Here is an 18125-nt window from a genome sequence, read left to right on the forward strand (position 1 = left end):
TCACAGGACGCCGAGCAGCCCGCGCACCAGGGTCACCCCGCCGCCGAGGCCGGCGAGCACGAGGGCGGTGGTGCGTGCCGCGCTCAGCGGCACGCGGCGGGCGACGACCGCGCCGATCCGCACGCCCAGCAGCACGGTGAGCACCACTCCCGGCGCCACCCACCACGGGGGCAGCCCGCCCGTCCCGGCGGCCCCGAGCAGCGTCTTGGTGAGCACGGACAGGGCGCCCATCGTCATGAACACCGGCTGCAGGGTCGCGGCGAAGGACCGCTGCTCCCAGCGGGCCAGCCGGGAGTGGATGACCATGACCGGCCCGGCCACCCCGGCGGTGGTGTTGAAGAACCCGCCGATGGTCCCCGCGAGCACCGTCGGCAGCCGTCCCGGCCAGTCGGGCAGGCGGGGCAGGCCGAACATGGTGGTGAGGGCCAGCAGCACCACGCCGCCCACCACGACCTGCAGCCAGGCCGCCGGCAGCTCGCGGACCACGAGGGCGGCCGGCACGGCGCCCACGGCCGCGGCCGGGGCGATCAGTGCGAAGCGCCGCCAGTCGACGTGCTGCCACACCGAGAGCATGATGAGGAACCCGGAGACCGTCGTGGTCGCGTTGGTGACGAGCACCCCGGTGGCGGGCCCCAGCAGCAGCGCAAGGGTGGGCGCGACGACGAGCCCGACCCCGGTGCCCGAGACGCGCTGGAGCACCGAGCCCACGAGGATGGCGAGGGCGGCGACGACGACGAGTTCCACAGGCCCCATTCTGCGCCCCGGCCGGGCCCGCCCCGTCCGCCCGGCCGGTGTCGTTGGCGATCTCCCGGGTGATAAGTAAGCTTGCGGTCATGCGAGGTCCCTCTCCGGGGACGACGTCCAGCGAAAGGTGCGCCATGAGCATCACCCGAGACCTGATCATCGACGGCGAGCACGTGCCCGCCCTCAGCGGCCGGACCGCCGAGGACATCAATCCCTACACGGGCGAGGTCTTCGCCACCGTCGCCGCCGGCGGTCCCGAGGACGTGACCCGCGCCGTCGACGCCGCGGCGTCGGCCGCGGAGGAGTGGGCCGGCACCACCCCCAGCGCCCGGCGCCGGATCTTCCTGCGCGCGGCCGACCTGCTGGAGGAGCGCATCGAGCAGGGCGCCGAGATCATGGCCAAGGAGGTCGGCGGCGTCCGCGGCTGGGCCGAGTTCAACACCCATCTGGCCGCCAACATCCTGCGCGAGGCCGCCGGCGCCACCACCCTGCCCCAGGGGGAGGTGCTCGCCACCGACATGCCGGGCGTGCGCTCGATGTCCGTGCGCCGGCCCTACGGGGTGGTCGCGGCGATCTCGCCCTGGAACGCCCCTTTCATCCTCGGCATGCGCTCCATCGCCGTGCCCCTGGCCGTGGGCAACACCGTGGTGCTGAAGCCCAGCGAGGACGCCCCCCTGGCGTGCGGGCTGTTCCTGGCCGACTCCCTGGTCGACGCCGGGCTGCCCGCCGGCGTGCTCAACGTGGTCACCAACGACCGTGCGGACGCCGCGGAGGTGGTCTCCGCGCTGATCTCCGACCAGCGGGTGCGGATCGTGAACTTCACCGGCTCCACCGCCGTGGGCCGCACCATCGGCACCCTCGCCGCGCAGCACCTGAAGCCGGCGGTGCTCGAGCTCGGCGGGAAGAACAGCCTGGTGGTGCTCCGGGACGCGGACCTCGACTACGCCGTGGACGCCGCGGCATTCGGCGCCTACATGAACGCCGGGCAGATCTGCATGTCGGTGGACCGGGTGCTCGTGGACCGCAGCATCGCCGAGGAGTTCACCGAGCGCTTCGCGCGCAAGGTGCAGGACCTGCCCACCGGCGACCCGACCGACCCGGGCACGGTGATCGGCCCGGCCGTCAACGCCCGGTCGGCCGCACGGCAGTACGCGCTCGTCGACGACGCCGTGGCCAAGGGCGCCGTGCTGCGGGCGGGCGGCCACCGGCTGGAGAACTCCCTGGTCCCCGCCACCGTCCTCACGGACGTGACCCCCGAGATGGACATCTTCCACGACGAGATCTTCGGCGCCGTCACCACCGTCTTCGAGGTGGACGGCCCGGACGAGGCCGTGGAGTTCGCCAACAACACCAACTACGGGCTCACGGCCGGTGTCATCACCGAGGACCTGGGCGAGGGCATCGCGGTGGCGCAGCGGCTGAAGACCGGCATCGTGCACGTCAACGACCAGTCCGTGGCCGACGAGCCGCAGGCGCCCTTCGGCGGGATCCAGGAGTCCGGGTACGGGAAGTTCGGCGGCCAGGCCGGCGTGGAGTCGTTCAGCGAGCGGCGGTGGATCACCGTCCAGGAGGAGGGCCACGCCCGGTTCCCGTTCTAGGCCCCGGCCCGCCGGCGGAAGACCCGTGACACACCAGGAGGACACCATGGACCGGACGGACAGGCTGCTGCGAGAGGTCGCCGCGTCCCGCTTCGGCATCGAGGAGTTCCGCGAGGGGCAGCTCGAGGCCATGGAAGCGGCGGCCGGGGGCCGGGACGTGCTGGCCGTGATGCCCACCGGCCACGGCAAGTCCGCGATCTACCAGGTGGTGGGCGCCGCCCTGCCCGGCACCGCCGTGGTGGTCTCCCCGCTGATCGCCCTGCAGCACGACCAGGTCGAGGCGATCAACGAGGACCTCGGCACGGAGGCCGCCTTCGCGGTGAACTCCCGGGTCGGCGCCCGCCGCGAGCGCGCGGCGTGGGCGGCGGTGGAGGACGGGCAGGCGAAGTTCATGTTCCTCGCCCCCGAGCAGCTGGCCCGCGAGGAGACCGTCGAGCGCCTCGCCGCGCACCGGCCGTCCCTGTTCGTGGTGGACGAGGCGCACTGCATCTCCTCGTGGGGCCACGACTTCCGCCCCGACTACCTCGTGCTCAGCGAGACCGTCGAGCGCCTGGGGCACCCGCCCGTGGTCGCGCTGACCGCCACCGCCTCCCCGCACACCCGCGCCGAGATCGTGGACCGGCTGGGCATGCGGGACCCGCTGGTGATCGTGCAGAGCTTCGACCGGCCCAACATCGAGCTGCGGGTGGTGCGCCACCACGAGGCCGCGGACAAGCGGCGGGCCCTGCTCCGGCAGGTCGAGGGCCTGGCCGGGCCGGGCCTGGTCTACGTGGCCACCCGCCGGGAGACGGAGGAGTACGCCGCCGAGCTGCGCGAGCGCGGGGTGCGCGCCGAGGCGTACCACGCCGGGCGCCGGCAGCCGGAGCGGGAGGACGTGCACGCCCGCTTCCTCGACAACGCGCTCGACGTCGTGGTGGCCACCACCGCGTTCGGGATGGGCATCGACAAGCCGGACGTGCGCTTCGTGGTGCACGCGGACATCCCCGACTCCCTGGACAGCTACTACCAGCAGATCGGGCGCGCCGGCCGGGACGGCGCGCCCGCCCTGGCCGAGCTGCACTACCGCTCCGAGGACCTGGGCCTGCAGCAGTACTTCGCCGGCGCCGCCCCCGATCCGGAGGACCTGGAGAAGGTCTTCCGGGCGGTCCGGCGCGAGGGCCCGGTCCGTGCGCGCGAGCTGCGCGAGCACACCGGCCTGGGTCCGCGCGCCCAGGCCCGGGCCCTGCACCTGCTCGAGCACAGCGGCGGCGTCCGGGCCCGGCGCCGGGGCTACCGGGCCGCCCCCGGCGCCGAGGTCGGCCCCGCCGTGGCCGCCGCGCTCGAGGAGGCCGAGTCCCAGCACCGGATCGACCGGTCCCGGATCGAGATGATGCGCGGCTACGCCGAGACCGACGGGTGCCGGCGGGACTGGCTGCTGAACTACTTCGGTGAGGAGACCGACGGGTGGTGCGGCAACTGCGACCAGTGCGAGGAGGAGGGCTCCGCGGCCGAGGCCGAGGAGCGGGCCGCCGCCACGCCGCACGGCTGGGAGATCCAGACCCCGGTCGCCCACCGCGAGTGGGGGCACGGGATCGTGATGGGGGCGGAGCCCGACCGGATCACGGTCCTGTTCGACTCGGTGGGCTACAAGGAGCTGTCCCTGCGGCTGATCGAGGAGCAGGACGGGCTGCTGGTGCACGAGCGGGCCAAGAGCGCGTAGCGTTTCCTGCATGGACGACGCCGTTCCCGAGATCGTCACCACCACCTGCTGCGTGGTGGGCGGCGGCCCGGCCGGGCTGATGGCCGGGGTGCTGCTCGCGCGCCAGGGCGTGGACGTGGTCGTGCTCGAGAAGCACGCCGACTTCCTGCGCGACTTCCGCGGGGACACGATCCACCCCTCCACCACGGAGCTGATGGCCGAGCTCGGCTGGCTGGACGGCTTCCTGCGTCTGCCGCACACGCGGGTGGACCGGGCGACCATCGGGCTCGGCGGGGAGAGCGTGGTCGTCGGCCGCTTCGACCGCCTGCCCGTCCGGTGCCCCTTCATCGCGTTCATGCCGCAGTGGGACTTCCTCGACTTCCTCGCCGACCGGGGCGCGGAGCTGCCCGGCTTCCGGCTCCTGCGCTCCACGCCCGCCGACGGCCTGCTCGTCGAGGACGGGCACTGCGTCGGCGTCACCGCCCGCAACCGCGCCGGGGCGCCCGTGCACGTGCGCGCCGAGCTGGTCCTGGCCACGGACGGGCGGGACTCCGTGCTGCGCGAGGCCGCCGGGCTGCGGCCGGTCGCCTCGCCCTCGCGGATGGACGTCCTGTGGTTCCGGGTGCCCCGGGTCCCGGGCCGGGAGGCGCCGCTGTTCAACGCCGGGGACGGCGCCGTGGTCGCCCTGAACCGGGGGGAGTACTGGCAGGCGGCCCTGATCATCCCGGCCGGCCAGCACGACGCGCTGCGGCAGCAGGGCATCGAGGCCCTGCGCGAGCGCGTGCGCGGGATCGCCCCGGTGCTGGCGGAGGGCCTCGCCTCGCTCGAGAGCTGGGACCAGGTGCGGCTGCTGCGGGTCCGGGTGGACCGGCTGCGCCGCTGGTGGCGCCCCGGGATCCTGTTCCTCGGCGACGCCGCCCATGCGATGTCCCCCGCCGGCGGGGTCGGCGTGAACCTGGCGATCCAGGACGCGGTCGCCGCGGCCAACCTCCTCGGACCGCGGCTGCGGGACGGGGGAGTGCGGACCCGGGACCTGGCGCGCGTGCAGCGACGGCGCGCGTGGCCGGCCCGGGTGACCCAGCTGTTCCAGCTCGTGCTGGCCCGCCGGCTCGTGCCCCGGCCCGGGGGAGGCCCCCCGAAACCGCCGCTGCCGGTGGGCCTGGTGCGGGCGCTGCCCGTCCTGCCGCACCTGGCCGGGCGGTTCATCGGCCTGGGCCTGCGCCCGGAGCACGTCCGCCTCCACCCCCGCCTCCGGGCGAGGGCACGGGGCGGGGCCCAGGGCGGATGAGCGCGGGGGAGGATCGGCGTGCCCGCGTGGACGAGCCCCACGTGGCCCCGCTCAACACGCTGGTCCGGAGCTGGCGGGCGGGCGGCCGGTTCGTGCCGTGGGTCGACCCCGACGGCGGCGGCACCGGCACCCGCGTGCTCGCGCTCATGGAGGCACCCGGCCCGGCCACCGTGGCGGCCGGGGACCTGGGCTTCAGCTCGGAGGACAACCCCGGCCCCACCGCCCGGCTGTTCAAGACCCTGCGCGAGGAGTCCGGGCTGGCGCGCGGTGACTACCTGCGCTGGAACGTGGTGCCCTGGGCGCTGCACGACGAGGCGGGCCGGCACCGGCCGCCGCGCACCGACGACCTCGCGGAGGCCCAGCCCGCCCTGCGGGAGCTGCTCGCGGCCCTGCCCGAGCTGCGCGTCGTCGTGACCTTCGGCGCCCCGGCGCTGACCGGGATGATGCGGCTGCTCACCGTGGCGGAACCGCAGCGGCTGCTGCCGGTGCTCGGCGTCCCGCACCCGTCGCCGCGCAACGGGCACCGCCGGGCCGAGACGCACCGGCGGATCCTGGTGGCCCTGCGCACGGCCGCCGGTACCGCCCGCGCCGCGGGCCTCAGGAACGCGGGCTGAGCCGGTCCACCACGGCCAGGAGGTTCTCCAGGATCGTGTGCCGCTGCGCGCTGCCGTCCGGGAGCAGCCCGATCGAGGCGTTGTGGTAGAGCCCGTCGCCCATCTGCTGCACGGCGGTGGCGACCACGGGGTCACCCACGTCGGCGAGGACCAGCGCGTACCACGCCTCCCCGAGCCGCTGCAGGCTCGCCCGGGCGTTCTCGTCCCCCGACTGGGCCAGCCGGGAGGCCACGACGAGGGCCCGGTCGAGCTGGCTGTCCTCGAACAGCGACGTGACGAGGAAGTACCGCGCGGCGCCCTCCGGGGCCGCGGCCATCGCCTCGAGGTCCAGCTGGAGCAGCTCCTCCAGCCGCTGCAGCGTCGCGTCCACGAGGGCCCGGCGGTGCGGGAAGTGGTACAGCAGCCCGCCCTTGGACACCCCCGCGGCGCCGGCGACGGCGTCGAGGGTCGCGGCGCGCTCGCCCTCGGCAAGGACGAGCTGCTCGAAGGCGGCCAGGAGCTTGTCCCGGGCCGCAGGTGGGCGCGGCATGTGAGGAAGACCTCCCTGGATCGGATGTGCCGCCCATTGTGCCAGCCCCTCAATAACTGTACCGTCTAGACGGTACAGTTACGGAGCTGTGTGACCCGATCCGACCCCCGGAGGTGAACCATGACCACTCTGCTGACGCCCCGCCCCACGGCCGGCGCGCGCGAATGGGCCGCGCTCGCGGTCCTGATGATGCCTGTCCTGCTCGTGTCGGTGGACAACACCGCGCTGAGCTTCGCCCTGCCCACCATCTCCCAGGCCCTGCGTCCCACCGGCGAGCAGCTGCTGTGGATCGTGGACGTCTATCCCCTCGTCCTCGCGGGCCTGCTCGTGCCCATGGGCACGCTGGGGGACCGGATCGGCCGGCGCCGGCTGCTGCTGATCGGCGGCACCGGGTTCGCCGCCGTCTCCGCGGCCTCGGCCTTCGCGCCCACCGCCGAGGCGCTCGTCGCGGGGCGGGCTGCCATGGGCCTCTTCGGCGCCATGCTCATGCCCGCCACCCTGTCGCTGCTGCGCAACATCTTCCTGGACCCCGCCCAGCGGCGGATCGCCATCGCGGTGTGGGCCGGCGGCTTCAGCGGGGGCGCGGCGCTGGGCCCGGTCGTCGGCGGCTTCCTGCTCAACCACTTCTGGTGGGGCTCGGTGTTCCTGATGTCCGTGCCGGTGCTGGTCCCGCTGCTGGTGCTGGGGCCGTTGCTGGTCCCGGAGTCCCGTGACCCGCGCCCGGGGCCGGTGGACGTGCCCTCCGTGCTCCTCGCCATGCTGGCGCTGACCCCGGTGGTCTACGGCATCAAGGCGGCCACCGCCTCCGGCGAGCTCTTCCACGGTCTGCTCAGCGCGGCCTTCGGCGTGCTCGCGGGCCTGCTCTTCGTCCGCCGCCAGGCGACCCTGGAGCACCCGGTGCTGGACCTGGGACTGTTCCGGTCCCCGGAGTTCACGGGCGGGGTGACCGTCAACGTGCTGGGCAACGTGGGCCTCTACGGGTTCCTGTTCATGCTCACCCAGTACCTGCAGCTCGTGGTCGGCCTCGACCCGATGGCCGCGGGTCTGACCATGGTGCCCGGCCTGGCCCTGACCGTCCTCGCCGGCTTCCTGGCCGTGCGGGCGGTGCGCCGCTTCTCGGCGCGCACCGTGATCACCACGGGCATGCTGGTGTCCGCGGCCGGCTTCCTCGTGGTCGCCCTGGCGGACCTGTCCGCCCCGGCCGGGCCCCTGGTGGCCCTGGCCGCCTTCTGCCTGGTCGGCACCGGGATCGGCTTCGCCGAGACGCTGTCCAACGACCTTGTGCTCACGGCCGCTCCGCCGCACAAGGCCGGCGCGGCCTCGGCGATCTCCGAGACCGGCTACGAGGTCGGCGCGGTGCTGGGCACGGCGGTGCTCGGCGGGCTGCTGACCGCCTTCTACCAGAGCCACCTCGACCTGCCGGCCGCCCTGGGCGCCGGCCCGTCCGCCGCCGCGCACGAGACCCTCGGCGGTGCCGTCGAGATCGCCGAAGGCGCCGGGGCGCTGGGCCCGGCCGTGCGGGACGCCGCCTTCGGCGCGTTCACCGCGGGCATGCACTGGACGGCCGTCGTCATGACCGTGCTGGTCGCCCTGGCCGGGCTCACGGTCGCCCGCGTGCTGCGGCCAGCCACGCGCTGAGCAGCTCGGCGTCGACCCGGCCGGCCCGCAGCCCCACGTGACCGTCGGGGCGCACCACCGTGCCGCCCTCGCCCGGGCGGTCCTCGAGCCGGTGGACGTGCACCCGCGGCCCCGGCGTGCCGGGCCCCGCGCCGAGGGCCGCGGCGTCCAGCCCCGGGGCCGAGCGCTCCAGCAGGACGTGGAAGCCCGGCGCCGCCGTGAGCCCGTGCAGCCGCACGGCCCGGCCGCCGCAGCGCACCAGCGCGTCCGGGAGGCGGTCCCCGGGCCGCGGCGTGCCGTGCACCCGCCCCGACGTCACGGAGAGCGGACTGCCCCGGTACCGGACGTGGAACTGGGCGAGCACGCCCATCCCCGCCGCCGTCAGCCGGTGCCGCCCCAGCAGCGCCGGCGCGGCCGGAGCGGCCAGCGGGGCGACACGGCCGCGCAGGGCGCGGGGAAGGGGACCGGTGCCCGCCTCACCCCAGAACAGGACGTGCGTCAGGGCCAGCACCAGCCGGTCCGCGGGGCGGCGCTCCTGCTCGTAGGTGTCCAGCAGCACCTCCTGCGCCGGGCCCCCGGGAACCGGGGGCACGGCACAGGCCAGCTTCCAGCCGAGGTTGAGCGCGTCGAGGATGCCGGTGTTCATGCCCTGCCCGCCGGCGGGGGAGTGGGCGTGCGCGGCGTCCCCCACCAGGAACACGTCGCCCTCCCGGAAGCGCCCGGCGAGGCGGTGCTGGAGCCGGACGCGGGAGGACCAGGCCGCCCGGAGCATGCGGACGGGCAGCCCCGAGGCGTCGAGCACGGCCTGCAGCTCCTCCTCGGGAACGGGCGGGCCCGGCTGGCCGAACGGCGCCCCGGAGGGCGAGGAGCGGGTGGTCGCCAGCAGCCGCCACGGCGCCCGCTCGCCGATCGCGAAGAGGAACACCAGTCCTCCCGCCGCGGCCGCCACGTGGGCCCGCCCCGGGAGCAGGCCCTCCAGCTCGAGGTCGGCCAGCAGGATCTCCTGCCGGTACGGCCGGCCGCGCCAGGTCACCCCGGCGGCGGCGCGCACGGTGCTGCCCGGCCCGTCGCACCCGGCCAGCCAGCGGAAGGACGCCTCCTCGAGCGCTCCGTCGCGGTGCAGCACGGCCCGCTCCCCGCTGCGGCCCACGAACTCGGTGCCCCGCTCCACGGTCACGCCCCGCCGGGCCAGGGCCGCCCGCAGCACGGCCTCCACCTCGGCCTGGCGGGCCAGCACGGGGTGCGGGAACGCGGTGCCCGGCAGCGTGACGTCGTCGAGCCGGGCCGTGACCACCCGTGGACCCAGGTGCAGGTCCACCACCGGGGCGGTGTCGGCGCGGCTGAGCAGCTCGTCGGCGACCCCGAGCGGGCGCAGCCCCTCGAGGGTCCGCGGGTGCAGGATCAGGGCCCGGGACGGGCGGAACTCCTCGGTCCGGCGCTCGACCACCCGCACCCGTGCCCCGCAGTCGTGGGCCTGCAGGGCCAGGGCCAGGCCGCTCGTGCCCGCCCCGACCACGAGCACGTCGGTGGGGGCCTCCGCCCCGGCCCCCGGGGTCATGGCCCCGGGGGCGGGTCCACCGCGGTGAGCACGCTCCACGCGGGGGCGCCGTGGCCCGCGACCAGCTCCGGCTCCTGGAGCACCTCGTCGCGGTGCAGCCCGGGGAAGACCACCGCCTGCACCGACGCCGGCTCGCTGACCAGGGAGAGCACCCACCCGAGGGCCTGCACGTAGGCGCGGGCGCGCTCCGGGCCGTCCCACTCGTAGACGCCGCGGTAGCGGCCCCGGTCGTCGTGGGCCAGCCAGAGCTTGGAGACGAACCCCGGGAAGCCCGCGAACAGCGGGGTGTTGAGCTCGCTCTCCCACCGGAACAGGGTGTGCCCCCGGCCCCGCACCGCGCGCAGCCGGAAGACGACGACGAGCACGGCGGGCTCACGCGGGTCCTCGCCGTCCACCGTGGTCTCGCGGTAGACCCGGGAGCCCGTCCCGTCGGCGAAGTCCAGGCGCGCTCCCCGGTGGCCGGCCGGCTGGTGCAGGCGCCGCTCCGCGAGCAGGGCTGCCGTGGAGGACACGGACCCCGCCACGGCCCGGACCGCCGGTCCGGTCCCCAGGAACGGGCGGGTGATCGTCTGCGCTGTGCGTGGTGCTGTCATCGGATGATCCGCCTCCGGCTCGGGGACGTCCGGCCTCCAGGGTAGGACCGTGGACTCCGGCCCGTGCCCCGACCTGGGAAGTCACCGCTTTGTTGCGGCGGCCGCCGTGACCCCCGGGCGTGCCGCGGCCGCCGCGGACGTAGGCTCGGCACACAGGGCCCGTCCCGGCCCGGGCCGGAAGGAGCGATCGCGATGACGCCGCAGCAGCTGTTCGAGGACGCCGCCCGCCGCCCGTCCCAGGTGGCGCGGCAGGTGCTCGAGGGCATCCCCCTCGGCGTGCTGCACACCATGCCCGGCGGGACCTCCAACTCCGTGGCGTGGCTGGTCTGGCACGCGGCCCGGCAGCAGGACGCGCAGGTGGCCCGTCTGGCCGGCACCGAGGAGGTGTGGACGGATCAGGGCTGGAACGAACGGTTCGGCCTCCGTCTGCCCGACTCCTCGATGGGCTTCGGGCACCGGCCGGAGGACGTGGCGCGGGTCCGGGTGCCGTCCGCGGAGCTGCTCCAGGGCTATCTCGACGCGGTCGTCGAGCGCACCGTGGACTACGTGCGCGGCCTCACGGACGCGCAGCTCGACGAGGTCGTGGACCGGTCCTGGGACCCGCCCGTCACCCGGGGCGTGCGCCTGGTCAGCACGGTCGACGACGCCGCCCAGCACCTCGGCCAGGCCGCCTACGTCCGGGGCCTGGTCGACGGCGGGTGGTCGGGGCCGTACTGACGGCTGCCAGGAGCCCGTGCGGCCCGGCGCCGCCGGTCCAAGCGGTTGTCTTTGCATCGAGACGTTGTGTGACAAGGCGCCGATGTGGGGACGGCCCTTTCCTCGGTGGTCACCGTCCGTTCGCTTAAGCTGAGCACGCTGAGTCCCAGCACCTCGTTCCGCCGCTCCGTTCCTGCCGTCGCCGTCGGCGACTCCCTGGGGGAAACACCGTCATGCCCCGCAACTCCTCTCACCGTCCGTCCACCGCCGGCCTGCGCCGGCGCGCCGCCTCGCCGGTCACCGCCCTGACCGCGTTCTCGGCGCTGGTCGCCGTCAGTGTGGCGGTCAGCTCCGGCATCGCCCCGGACGCCGGCCCGGCGCGCGGCTCGGCCTTCGGCACGCCCTCGGAGGCCGCGGAACAGGTGGAGCGGACCGAGAGCCGGTGGAGCCTGATGGCCGCCGGGCCCGGCCGGCCGCAGCCGGCCGGGCCGCTGCGGGAGGTCCGTTCGGTCTCCCCGGTCCGGGACGGCGGCGCCGGCGAGGGATCGTGGCGGGAGGGGGCGGGCCGCGGCGAGGGCGGCCGCGACGGGGTCTCCACCGTGCGCCCGGGACGGCAGCCGCCGCGGCTCTACCAGGGGGAGCTGCCCGTCAACACGCTCATCGCCCCCACGTCCCCGGGGGTCGTGCTGCCCGGTGGGCAGTTCGGCTGGCGGATCGCCCCCGACCGCGGCGGGCGGGAGTTCCACAACGGCACCGACGTCTCCGCCCCGGCGGGTCTGCCGGTCGTGGCGGCCCTGGACGGGGAGGTGACGGCCGTGTTCTGGGACGTGTGGGGCGGCAACCGCGTGGAGGTCACCCACGCGGACGGGCTGAAGACCACCTACAACCACCTCGAGGACGTCCGGGTGCGGGTCGGGGACCGGCTGGCCGCCTCCGAGCAGCTGGGCGCGGTCGGGGCCACGGGCATCCGCGTCACCGGCCCGCACCTGCACTTCGAGACCTGGGTGGACGGACAGGCCGTGGACCCGCAGTCCTTCGACTGGGTCGACGGCATGCGCGTGATCCCCGCGTCCCGCAGCAAGTACTCCCTGGAGGTCCCCGTCCCGCAGACCGACGAGGAGCGGGCCGCCGCGGACCGGAAGGCGGCCGCCGATAAGGTCGCCGCAAAGCAGAAAGCTGCCCAGAAGAAGGCTGCCCAGAAGAAGGCCGCCGAGAAGAAGGCCGCCGAGAAGAAGGCGGCCGAGCAGAAGACCGCGCAGCAGAAGGCGGCCGCCGAGAAGCGTGCCGCGGCGCGGAAGGCCGCCGCCGACAAGGCCGCTGCCGAGAAGGCCGCTGCCGACAAGGCCGCCGAGTCGACGAAGGCCACGGCGCCGCCACCGCCTGCTCCCGCGCCGGAGCAGCCCGACGACGGCCCGGCGACAGTGCCCTCCACCCCACCGGCGCCGCCCAGGGGTACGGAGCCGCTGACGGGCACAGAGCAGCCGTTGCCGCCTGTTTCCTCACCGACCACGCCGCCGGCGCCCGAGCTCCAGCCTGCCCCGGCGCCCGGCACGAAGCCGTCGGGGCCTCCGGAAGCGGCGCCGGCCCCGACCCCGACTCCGACCCCGACACCGACCGCTCCCGGGGGGATCTCGCCGACCCCTGAACCCGGAGTCGCTCCCGTCGTGGCGGACACAGTGCGGGACACCGACAAGGACGGGATTCCGGACGTCGACGACGACAACCTCGACGGCGACTTCCACTCCGACCGCACGGACATCTTCAACCACGAGGACACGGACCTGGACGGCGACGGCATCGACAACGAGAAGGACCCCGACCTGGACGGCGACGGCCTGCGCAACGAGGTCGATCCGGACATGGACGGGGACGGTCTCATCAACGAGAAGGACGAGGAGCCGCGACGACCCGCCGCCCGGACGGTGAAGGTGCCCGCCGGGGAAACCGACAAGCCCCGTGCGGAGGGCGGGAACGGCGGGTCGGGCGAGCCGACCGGCCCGGCGGCGCCGGTCGGCGACACCGGTGCGGAGGTCCCCGCCCCCTGACCGGGAGCCGGGTCCGTGCGCGTTCCCGGGAGCGGCCCGGAGTTATCCAGCAGTGACGCGGCCCCCGGCCCGGACGGCTCCGAGGCGCACTAGAATTCTGCCGCCGGTGTTCGCATTTCCGCGCGGGGGTGATGGCGATGAGCACCACGCACCGGAGGGTCCCGGAGGACACGACGGCCCGGGCGCTCCGGGAGCTGGCGGAACGGCTGACGGGTCGGTTGGTCGCACCCGGGGACCCCGACTACGACCGCGCCCGGCGGTTCTGGAACAGCCTGCTGGACGTCCGCCCCCGAGCGGTCGTGCGGGCCGGCTCCGTGCAGGACATCGATCTCGCGGTGGCCGCCGCGCAGCGCATGCGCCTGCCCCTGGCGGTCCGCGGCGGGGGGCACGGGGTGGCCGGCTCCGGCGCTATGGAGGACTGCCTGCTGCTGGACCTCGGGCGGCTGCGGCAGATCGTCGTCGACCCGGCGAACCAGCTCGTGAGCGTGGAGCCGGGCACCACCATCGGCGCTCTGGACCGGGCCACCACGGCCCACGGGCTCGCCGTCCCGCTGGGGGCGGTCAGCACGGCGGGGGTCTCGGGCCTCGCTCTCGGCGGGGGCATGGGCTGGTTGACCCGCAGCAACGGGCTGACCCTCGACAACCTCGACTCCGCGGACGTCGTGACCGCCACGGGGGACCACCTGCACGCCAGCGAGGAGGAGAACCCCGAGCTGTTCTGGGGGCTGCGCGGGGGAGGGGGCAACTTCGGGGTGGTGTCCTCCTTCACCTTCGGCGCCCGCAGGATGCCGGCCCTCGTGCTCGCGGGCAGCCTCCGCTACCGCCGGCCGCACTGGACGGGCGCCCTGCGGGCCTTCGCCCGGTGGGCGCACGACCTGCCCGACGAGCTGAACCCGATCGTCACCTTCGGGCTCGGGCCACCGGGGGACGCGGCCGATGACGAGCCGGCGATGGCGGTGCGGTTCTGCTGGGTCGCGGAGGACCACGTCGCAGGCCGCACCCTGGTCGACGAGCTGCGGGTCGACGCCCCGCCCGATGCGGAGGACGTGGCGGCGGTGCCGTGGCTCGACTGGCAGAGCGCCCGGGACGGGGCCTTCCCGAAGGGCTCGCGCGGGCGCTGGCAGAACCTGCCCCTCGGCCGGCTGGACGACGAGGTCGTCGACGTCGTCGTCCGCCTGGCGTCCGGGATCGCCGACCGGGGCGCCGGCCTCGACCTCCACCGCCTGGGAGGCGCGTTCGGGCGGGTGGCCGAGGAGGCCACCGCCTTCCCCAACCGCTCCGCGCCGTACTGGGTGACGTCCCACGGCGTCCGGCAGGACCCCGCGGAGGACGAGGATCTCACCGCGTTCACCCGGAGGGTCCACGCGGAGCTGCAGCCGTTCGCCGAGCACGGCCAGTACCTCAACCTCCTCGGTCCCGACTCCGCGGTGCCGGGGAACGCGGACCGGGCCGTGCGTCAGGTGTACGGGCGGGAGAAGCTGCAGCGGCTGGTCCGGCTCAAGGACCGCTACGACCCGGGCAACCTGTTCCGGCTCAACCTCAACGTCGCACCGAGCCGCCGCTGAGCCGCCGCTGCCCCTCCGGCGGGCCCGGGCGCGGCCGCGTCATCTTCCGCGGCCACTCGGTCCGCGCCCTTCCGCGGGACCGGGGCCGAGCGCTACGGTCGGGGGCATCCGGTCCCGGCGCCGAGAGGTGACGCGCATGCCGCTCTACGAGTACCGCTGCCCCGCGTGCGGGGTGTTCGAGCTCCTGCTGGGGATGGGCACGGCCGGGCGCGAGGCGTCCTGTCCCGAGTGCGGGACCGCGGCGCGCCGGCTGCTGGGCGCGCCCGGGCTCTCCCGGGCCGGGTCCCCCGAGGCGCGGCTCATCGAGCGCACCGAGGCCACCGCGGGCGAACCGGACGTCGTCGCCGCCCTGCCGTCCGGGCCCCGGCGGCCCGCCCGGCACAGCACGAACCCCCTCCACCGCAGACTTCCCCGCCCCTGAGGGGGCACCGCACCGTCCGCCACGCACGCCAGGAGGCACGTCATGCCGGAGCTCATCTTTCCCCTCGACTCCTCGCGGTCCTTCGAGGACCAGCAGCTCGTCGGGCACAACCGCTGGCATCCCGAGATCCCTCCGGTGGCGACCGTGCGGCCCGGGGACACCTTCCGGGTGCACTGCCGGGAGTGGTTCGACGGCGCGATCGTCAACGACGACTCCGCCGAGGACGTCCTCAACGCTCCGCTGCGGACCGTGCACAAGCTCTCCGGCCCGTTCGCGGTGGAGGGGGCCCGGCCCGGCGACCTGCTCGTCGTCGACATCCTCGACGTCGGGCCGATCCCGCAGGAGGACTCCGGGCCGCTGGCCGGACAGGGCTGGGGCTACACCGGGATCTTCGCCAGGACCAACGGGGGCGGCTTCCTCACCGACCGGTTCCCGGACGCCTACAAGGCGATCTGGGACTTCCGCGGTCAGACGGCCACCTCCCGGCACGTCCCGGAGGTGTCCTTCACGGGCATCGTCCACCCCGGCCTGATGGGGACCGCGCCCTCCGCGCAGCTGCTGGCACGGTGGAACGAGCGCGAGGGCGCGCTCATCGCGACCGATCCGGACCGGGTCCCGCCCCTCGCGCTGCCCCCGGAGCCGCAGGACGCGCTGCTGGGCGGGGTCCCGGACTCCGACGTCGACCGGGTGGCAGGAGAGGCCGCCCGCACCGCCCCGCCGAGGGAGAACGGCGGCAACCAGGACATCAAGAACCTCACCAAGGGCACACGCGTGTTCTACCCCGTGTTCGTGGACGGCGCGAACTTCTCGGTGGGGGACCTGCACTTCTCCCAGGGCGACGGTGAGATCACCTTCTGCGGCGCCATCGAGATGGGCGGGTTCATCGACTTCCACGTGGACGTCATCAAGGGCGGGATGGAGACCTACGGGGTCTCGGAGAACGCGATCTTCCTGCCGGGCAACACGGACCCGCAGTACAGCGAGTGGATCTCCTTCTCCGGCACGTCGGTGACCCTCGACGGCGAGCAGCGCTACCTCGACGCGCAGCTGTCCTACCAGCGGGCCTGCCTGCACGCGGTCGACTACCTCACGAAGTTCGGGTACTCCCCGGAGCAGGCGTACCTGCTGCTCGGCGCCGCGCCGATCGAGGGCCGCTTCTCCGGGGTGGTGGACATCCCCAACTCGTGCGCGACCGTGTACATCCCCACCGCGATCTTCGACTTCGACGTCCGGCCCTCGGCGGCGGGACCCCACCAGGTGGACCGCGGCATGGGCGCGCCCCACGCGGCAGCCTGACCCGCGGGTGGTGCGGGTGCCCGTCGGCGGCCTCCCGCGCCTGCGTCCGGCGGGGACCGGGGGTTCGTCCGGCGGGGACCTGGACCGGCTCAGGTCAGGGCAGGAGGTCCTGCTCCGTCCAGGACGTGGGCAGGTGCCCGCCGGCGGGCAGCAGCACGAGTCTTGCCGAGGGCAGGTGCTCGGCGAGGCGGCGCGCGTGGACGGGCGGGACCACGTCGTCGTCCTCGGCGTGGACCACCACGATCTCCAGGTCCGCGAGCCGGCGGCCCACGGTGGGCGGCAGCGGGAAGCCGGGGGCGCTCCAGTCGGGGTCCTCCGCGTCCCAGAAGGGGGCGGCCACGGTCACGACCCGCTGCAGCAGCGTGGGGACGCGGTGGCAGAGGAAGCGCAGGACCTCGGACCCGCCGAGGGAGTGGCCCACGATCGCCCACGGCTCGTCCGGGATGGCCCGCACGGCCCGCCCGATCGCCTCCTGCCACAGCTCGGGGTCGGGGTCCTCGGGGCGGGGCAGGTCGGGAGCGACGACGTCGGCCTCGGGCCACTGCCTGCGCACCGCCTCGAGGAGCGGATTGCCGCCGGGGGCGGGCTGGGAGCCGGCACCGTGCAGGAAGAGGATGCGCTGGACCATGGGTCACCTCGGGAACGGGGGAGGCGACGGCGGACGCCGCCTGTTCCAGCGTCCCCGCCGCCGCGGCGGGGTGTCAAGCGTCCCGGGCCGCTCCCGGGGCCGCTCCCGGGGTCGCTGCGAGGAGCGGCAGGCCCGGGCCCTCCAGCCGGTCGAGGGCGGCGGTGCGGCCGGTCAGCAGCAGCAGGAGCGCCTCCATGCTCCCCCGGACCTCCGGGCCCTCGCCCGCGCGCCAGGCGACGTCGGTGGCCACCATCGTCAGCCCGCGCAGCCTCCGGCGGGCCCGGAACGGGAACGGCATCGACCACACCCGCTCCGCGGCCGCCCGGGCCGCCTCGGGCGGCATGGCGTGCCGGCGCCCCAGGGGCAGGACGATGTCCTGGGTGTGCACCAGCACGTCCAGCAGCGGTTCCCGGACGCTCGTGCCCGGTGGGTGACGCCTCGACCCGTCCAGCCGCCGGTAGTCGGCCACGATCTCCGCGGCGGGCCGCCGGCCGCGGTCCCGGGCGTCCAGGCACATCGCCCGGTCGAAGTCGCCGCGCCCGCGCCACAGCGCCCGCACGAGGTCGGCGGGACCGTACTGCGCCGAGGAGATGACGTGGGCGGCGACGTCCCGCACCGCCCAGCCCGGGCAGAGCGTGGGGTGGTCCCACTCCTGCGGGCTCAGCGTCTCGAGCAGGTCCGCCAGTGCGGAGCGCTCGCGGTGGACGGCGTCCCAGACGGCGTCGCGGTCCATGGTAATCTCCCCCAGAAGTCAGTTTTCCTGACTAAATTTTCCGGCGCCGACGGCCGCGCCGTCAAGGGGGTGGGCATGCACGAGGACACGGGCACGAACACGGGGCTGCTGCTGTACTACCCGTACCGGGACATGGAGATCCGGGTGATGGAGGCCCTGCACGCCGGCGGGTTCGAGGACCTCACCTACGCCCAGGCCCGGATCTTCCAGCGCATCGACCCCCAGGGCTCCCGGCTGGCCCGGCTGGCCGAGCAGGCCCGCGTGACCAAGCAGACCGCCAGCGTGCTCGTCCAGGCCCTCGAGCAGGAGGGCTACGTGGAGCGCCGCCCCGATCCGGCCGACGCCCGGGCCCGCGTCGTGACGATCGCCGCCCGCGGCCGGGCGGCCCAGGCCGCGGCGGCCGCCGTGGTCGCCGAGGTGGAGGCGCAGTGGCGCCGACGGCTCGGCGCACGGCGCTATGCCGAGCTGCGCCGGGCGCTCGCCGAGCTGCACGAGGACCCCGGCGCCGACTGACCGCGCGTC

At 75.2% G+C, this 18125-nt stretch carries 17 protein-coding genes; 11 read left to right on the forward strand and 6 right to left on the reverse strand.

Going from position 1 to position 18125, the window contains the following annotated elements:
* The gene (locus tag ABL57_RS01025; protein WP_047801590.1) at positions 1–753 is read right to left on the reverse strand and encodes a TSUP family transporter; all 753 of its coding nucleotides are present in this window, start codon (positions 751–753) and stop codon (positions 1–3) included.
* 125 nt (positions 754–878) lie between these two features.
* Between ABL57_RS01025 and ABL57_RS01030 the strand changes: the two genes are divergently transcribed.
* The 4 genes from ABL57_RS01030 to ABL57_RS01045 are packed head-to-tail and all read left to right on the forward strand — an operon-like array spanning position 879 to position 5922.
* Positions 879–2342: an aldehyde dehydrogenase family protein gene (locus ABL57_RS01030; protein ID WP_047801591.1), complete on the forward strand. Its 1464-nt coding sequence runs from the start codon at positions 879–881 to the stop codon at positions 2340–2342.
* Positions 2343–2388: 46 nt separating this feature from the next.
* Positions 2389–4041 carry an ATP-dependent DNA helicase RecQ gene (locus tag ABL57_RS01035; RefSeq protein WP_047801592.1) on the forward strand — a complete coding sequence of 551 codons (1653 nt, stop codon included), beginning with the start codon at positions 2389–2391 and terminating at the stop codon, positions 4039–4041.
* 10 nt (positions 4042–4051) lie between these two features.
* Positions 4052–5308, forward strand: coding sequence for an FAD-dependent oxidoreductase (locus tag ABL57_RS01040; protein WP_047801593.1), 1257 nt, complete (start codon positions 4052–4054; stop codon positions 5306–5308).
* Positions 5309–5334: 26 nt separating this feature from the next.
* On the forward strand, positions 5335–5922 hold the full coding sequence (locus tag ABL57_RS01045) for a uracil-DNA glycosylase (RefSeq protein ID WP_160310760.1): 588 nt from the start codon (positions 5335–5337) through the stop codon (positions 5920–5922).
* Here ABL57_RS01045 and ABL57_RS01050 read toward each other — a convergent pair.
* A complete protein-coding gene (locus tag ABL57_RS01050; protein WP_047801595.1) occupies positions 5906–6451 on the reverse strand; it encodes a TetR/AcrR family transcriptional regulator in 546 nt (181 codons plus the stop codon). The two genes, ABL57_RS01045 and ABL57_RS01050, sit on opposite strands and share 17 nt — an antisense overlap.
* A gap of 120 nt (positions 6452–6571) precedes the next feature.
* Between ABL57_RS01050 and ABL57_RS01055 the strand changes: the two genes are divergently transcribed.
* A complete protein-coding gene (locus ABL57_RS01055; protein ID WP_047801596.1) occupies positions 6572–8089 on the forward strand; it encodes an MFS transporter in 1518 nt (505 codons plus the stop codon).
* On the opposite strand, the gene ABL57_RS01060 is transcribed toward ABL57_RS01055, so the two are convergent.
* Positions 8052–9626, reverse strand: a complete 1575-nt coding sequence (locus ABL57_RS01060; RefSeq protein ID WP_047801597.1) for an FAD-dependent monooxygenase — start codon at positions 9624–9626, stop codon at positions 8052–8054. The genes ABL57_RS01055 and ABL57_RS01060 overlap by 38 nt on opposite strands.
* A complete protein-coding gene (locus ABL57_RS01065) occupies positions 9623–10219 on the reverse strand; it encodes a hypothetical protein (RefSeq protein ID WP_047801598.1) in 597 nt (198 codons plus the stop codon). Before ABL57_RS01065 ends, ABL57_RS01060 begins: the two co-directional genes overlap by 4 nt.
* Positions 10220–10411: 192 nt before the next feature.
* Between ABL57_RS01065 and ABL57_RS01070 the strand changes: the two genes are divergently transcribed.
* The 5 genes from ABL57_RS01070 (at position 10412) to fmdA (ending at position 16242) form a co-directional block, all read left to right on the forward strand.
* Positions 10412–10936: a DinB family protein gene (locus tag ABL57_RS01070; protein WP_047801599.1), complete on the forward strand. Its 525-nt coding sequence runs from the start codon at positions 10412–10414 to the stop codon at positions 10934–10936.
* Between the two features lie 212 nt (positions 10937–11148).
* Complete coding sequence (locus ABL57_RS20535) at positions 11149–12960, forward strand: M23 family metallopeptidase (protein WP_053004675.1); 1812 nt, start codon at positions 11149–11151, stop codon at positions 12958–12960.
* 137 nt (positions 12961–13097) lie between these two features.
* Positions 13098–14525, forward strand: coding sequence for an FAD-binding oxidoreductase (locus ABL57_RS01085; protein WP_047801600.1), 1428 nt, complete (start codon positions 13098–13100; stop codon positions 14523–14525).
* A gap of 136 nt (positions 14526–14661) precedes the next feature.
* Positions 14662–14946: an FmdB family zinc ribbon protein gene (locus ABL57_RS01090; RefSeq protein ID WP_047801601.1), complete on the forward strand. Its 285-nt coding sequence runs from the start codon at positions 14662–14664 to the stop codon at positions 14944–14946.
* Positions 14947–14988: 42 nt separating this feature from the next.
* Positions 14989–16242: a formamidase gene (fmdA, locus tag ABL57_RS01095; protein WP_047801602.1), complete on the forward strand. Its 1254-nt coding sequence runs from the start codon at positions 14989–14991 to the stop codon at positions 16240–16242.
* Positions 16243–16336: 94 nt separating this feature from the next.
* Here fmdA and ABL57_RS01100 read toward each other — a convergent pair whose 3' ends face one another.
* Together ABL57_RS01100 and ABL57_RS01105 are read right to left on the reverse strand one after the other, a co-directional pair.
* Entirely contained in the window at positions 16337–16870 is a 534-nt protein-coding gene (locus ABL57_RS01100; RefSeq protein WP_047801603.1) for an alpha/beta fold hydrolase, read from the reverse strand.
* Positions 16871–16943: 73 nt separating this feature from the next.
* Positions 16944–17603, reverse strand: a complete 660-nt coding sequence (locus ABL57_RS01105) for a maleylpyruvate isomerase family mycothiol-dependent enzyme (protein ID WP_047801604.1) — start codon at positions 17601–17603, stop codon at positions 16944–16946.
* A 75-nt stretch (positions 17604–17678) separates the two neighbouring features.
* Here ABL57_RS01105 and ABL57_RS01110 point away from each other — a divergent pair, with 75 nt between their 5' ends.
* On the forward strand, positions 17679–18116 hold the full coding sequence (locus ABL57_RS01110) for a MarR family winged helix-turn-helix transcriptional regulator (RefSeq protein ID WP_047801605.1): 438 nt from the start codon (positions 17679–17681) through the stop codon (positions 18114–18116).
* Positions 18117–18125: the final 9 nt, after the last annotated feature.

It is taken from the genome of Kocuria sp. SM24M-10 (assembly GCF_001027955.1).
In the GTDB taxonomy this organism is placed as follows: Bacteria; Actinomycetota; Actinomycetes; order Actinomycetales; family Micrococcaceae; genus Kocuria; species Kocuria oceani.

What these genes read in the sequence shown, in the direction of transcription:
- ABL57_RS01070 (WP_047801599.1), top strand. Translation starts at nt 10,412, where the DNA reads ATGACGCCGCAGCAGCTGTTCGAGGACGCCGCCCGCCGCCCGTCCCAG.
- ABL57_RS01060 (WP_047801597.1), bottom strand. Translation starts at nt 9,626, where the DNA reads ATGACCCCGGGGGCCGGGGCGGAGGCCCCCACCGACGTGCTCGTGGTC.
- ABL57_RS01110 (WP_047801605.1), top strand. Translation starts at nt 17,679, where the DNA reads ATGCACGAGGACACGGGCACGAACACGGGGCTGCTGCTGTACTACCCG.
- ABL57_RS20535 (WP_053004675.1), top strand. Translation starts at nt 11,149, where the DNA reads ATGCCCCGCAACTCCTCTCACCGTCCGTCCACCGCCGGCCTGCGCCGG.
- fmdA (WP_047801602.1), top strand. Translation starts at nt 14,989, where the DNA reads ATGCCGGAGCTCATCTTTCCCCTCGACTCCTCGCGGTCCTTCGAGGAC.
- ABL57_RS01090 (WP_047801601.1), top strand. Translation starts at nt 14,662, where the DNA reads ATGCCGCTCTACGAGTACCGCTGCCCCGCGTGCGGGGTGTTCGAGCTC.
- ABL57_RS01035 (WP_047801592.1), top strand. Translation starts at nt 2,389, where the DNA reads ATGGACCGGACGGACAGGCTGCTGCGAGAGGTCGCCGCGTCCCGCTTC.
- ABL57_RS01105 (WP_047801604.1), bottom strand. Translation starts at nt 17,603, where the DNA reads ATGGACCGCGACGCCGTCTGGGACGCCGTCCACCGCGAGCGCTCCGCA.
- ABL57_RS01100 (WP_047801603.1), bottom strand. Translation starts at nt 16,870, where the DNA reads ATGGTCCAGCGCATCCTCTTCCTGCACGGTGCCGGCTCCCAGCCCGCC.
- ABL57_RS01055 (WP_047801596.1), top strand. Translation starts at nt 6,572, where the DNA reads ATGACCACTCTGCTGACGCCCCGCCCCACGGCCGGCGCGCGCGAATGG.
- ABL57_RS01050 (WP_047801595.1), bottom strand. Translation starts at nt 6,451, where the DNA reads ATGCCGCGCCCACCTGCGGCCCGGGACAAGCTCCTGGCCGCCTTCGAG.
- ABL57_RS01085 (WP_047801600.1), top strand. Translation starts at nt 13,098, where the DNA reads ATGAGCACCACGCACCGGAGGGTCCCGGAGGACACGACGGCCCGGGCG.
- ABL57_RS01040 (WP_047801593.1), top strand. Translation starts at nt 4,052, where the DNA reads ATGGACGACGCCGTTCCCGAGATCGTCACCACCACCTGCTGCGTGGTG.
- ABL57_RS01025 (WP_047801590.1), bottom strand. Translation starts at nt 753, where the DNA reads ATGGGGCCTGTGGAACTCGTCGTCGTCGCCGCCCTCGCCATCCTCGTG.
- ABL57_RS01065 (WP_047801598.1), bottom strand. Translation starts at nt 10,219, where the DNA reads ATGACAGCACCACGCACAGCGCAGACGATCACCCGCCCGTTCCTGGGG.
- ABL57_RS01030 (WP_047801591.1), top strand. Translation starts at nt 879, where the DNA reads ATGAGCATCACCCGAGACCTGATCATCGACGGCGAGCACGTGCCCGCC.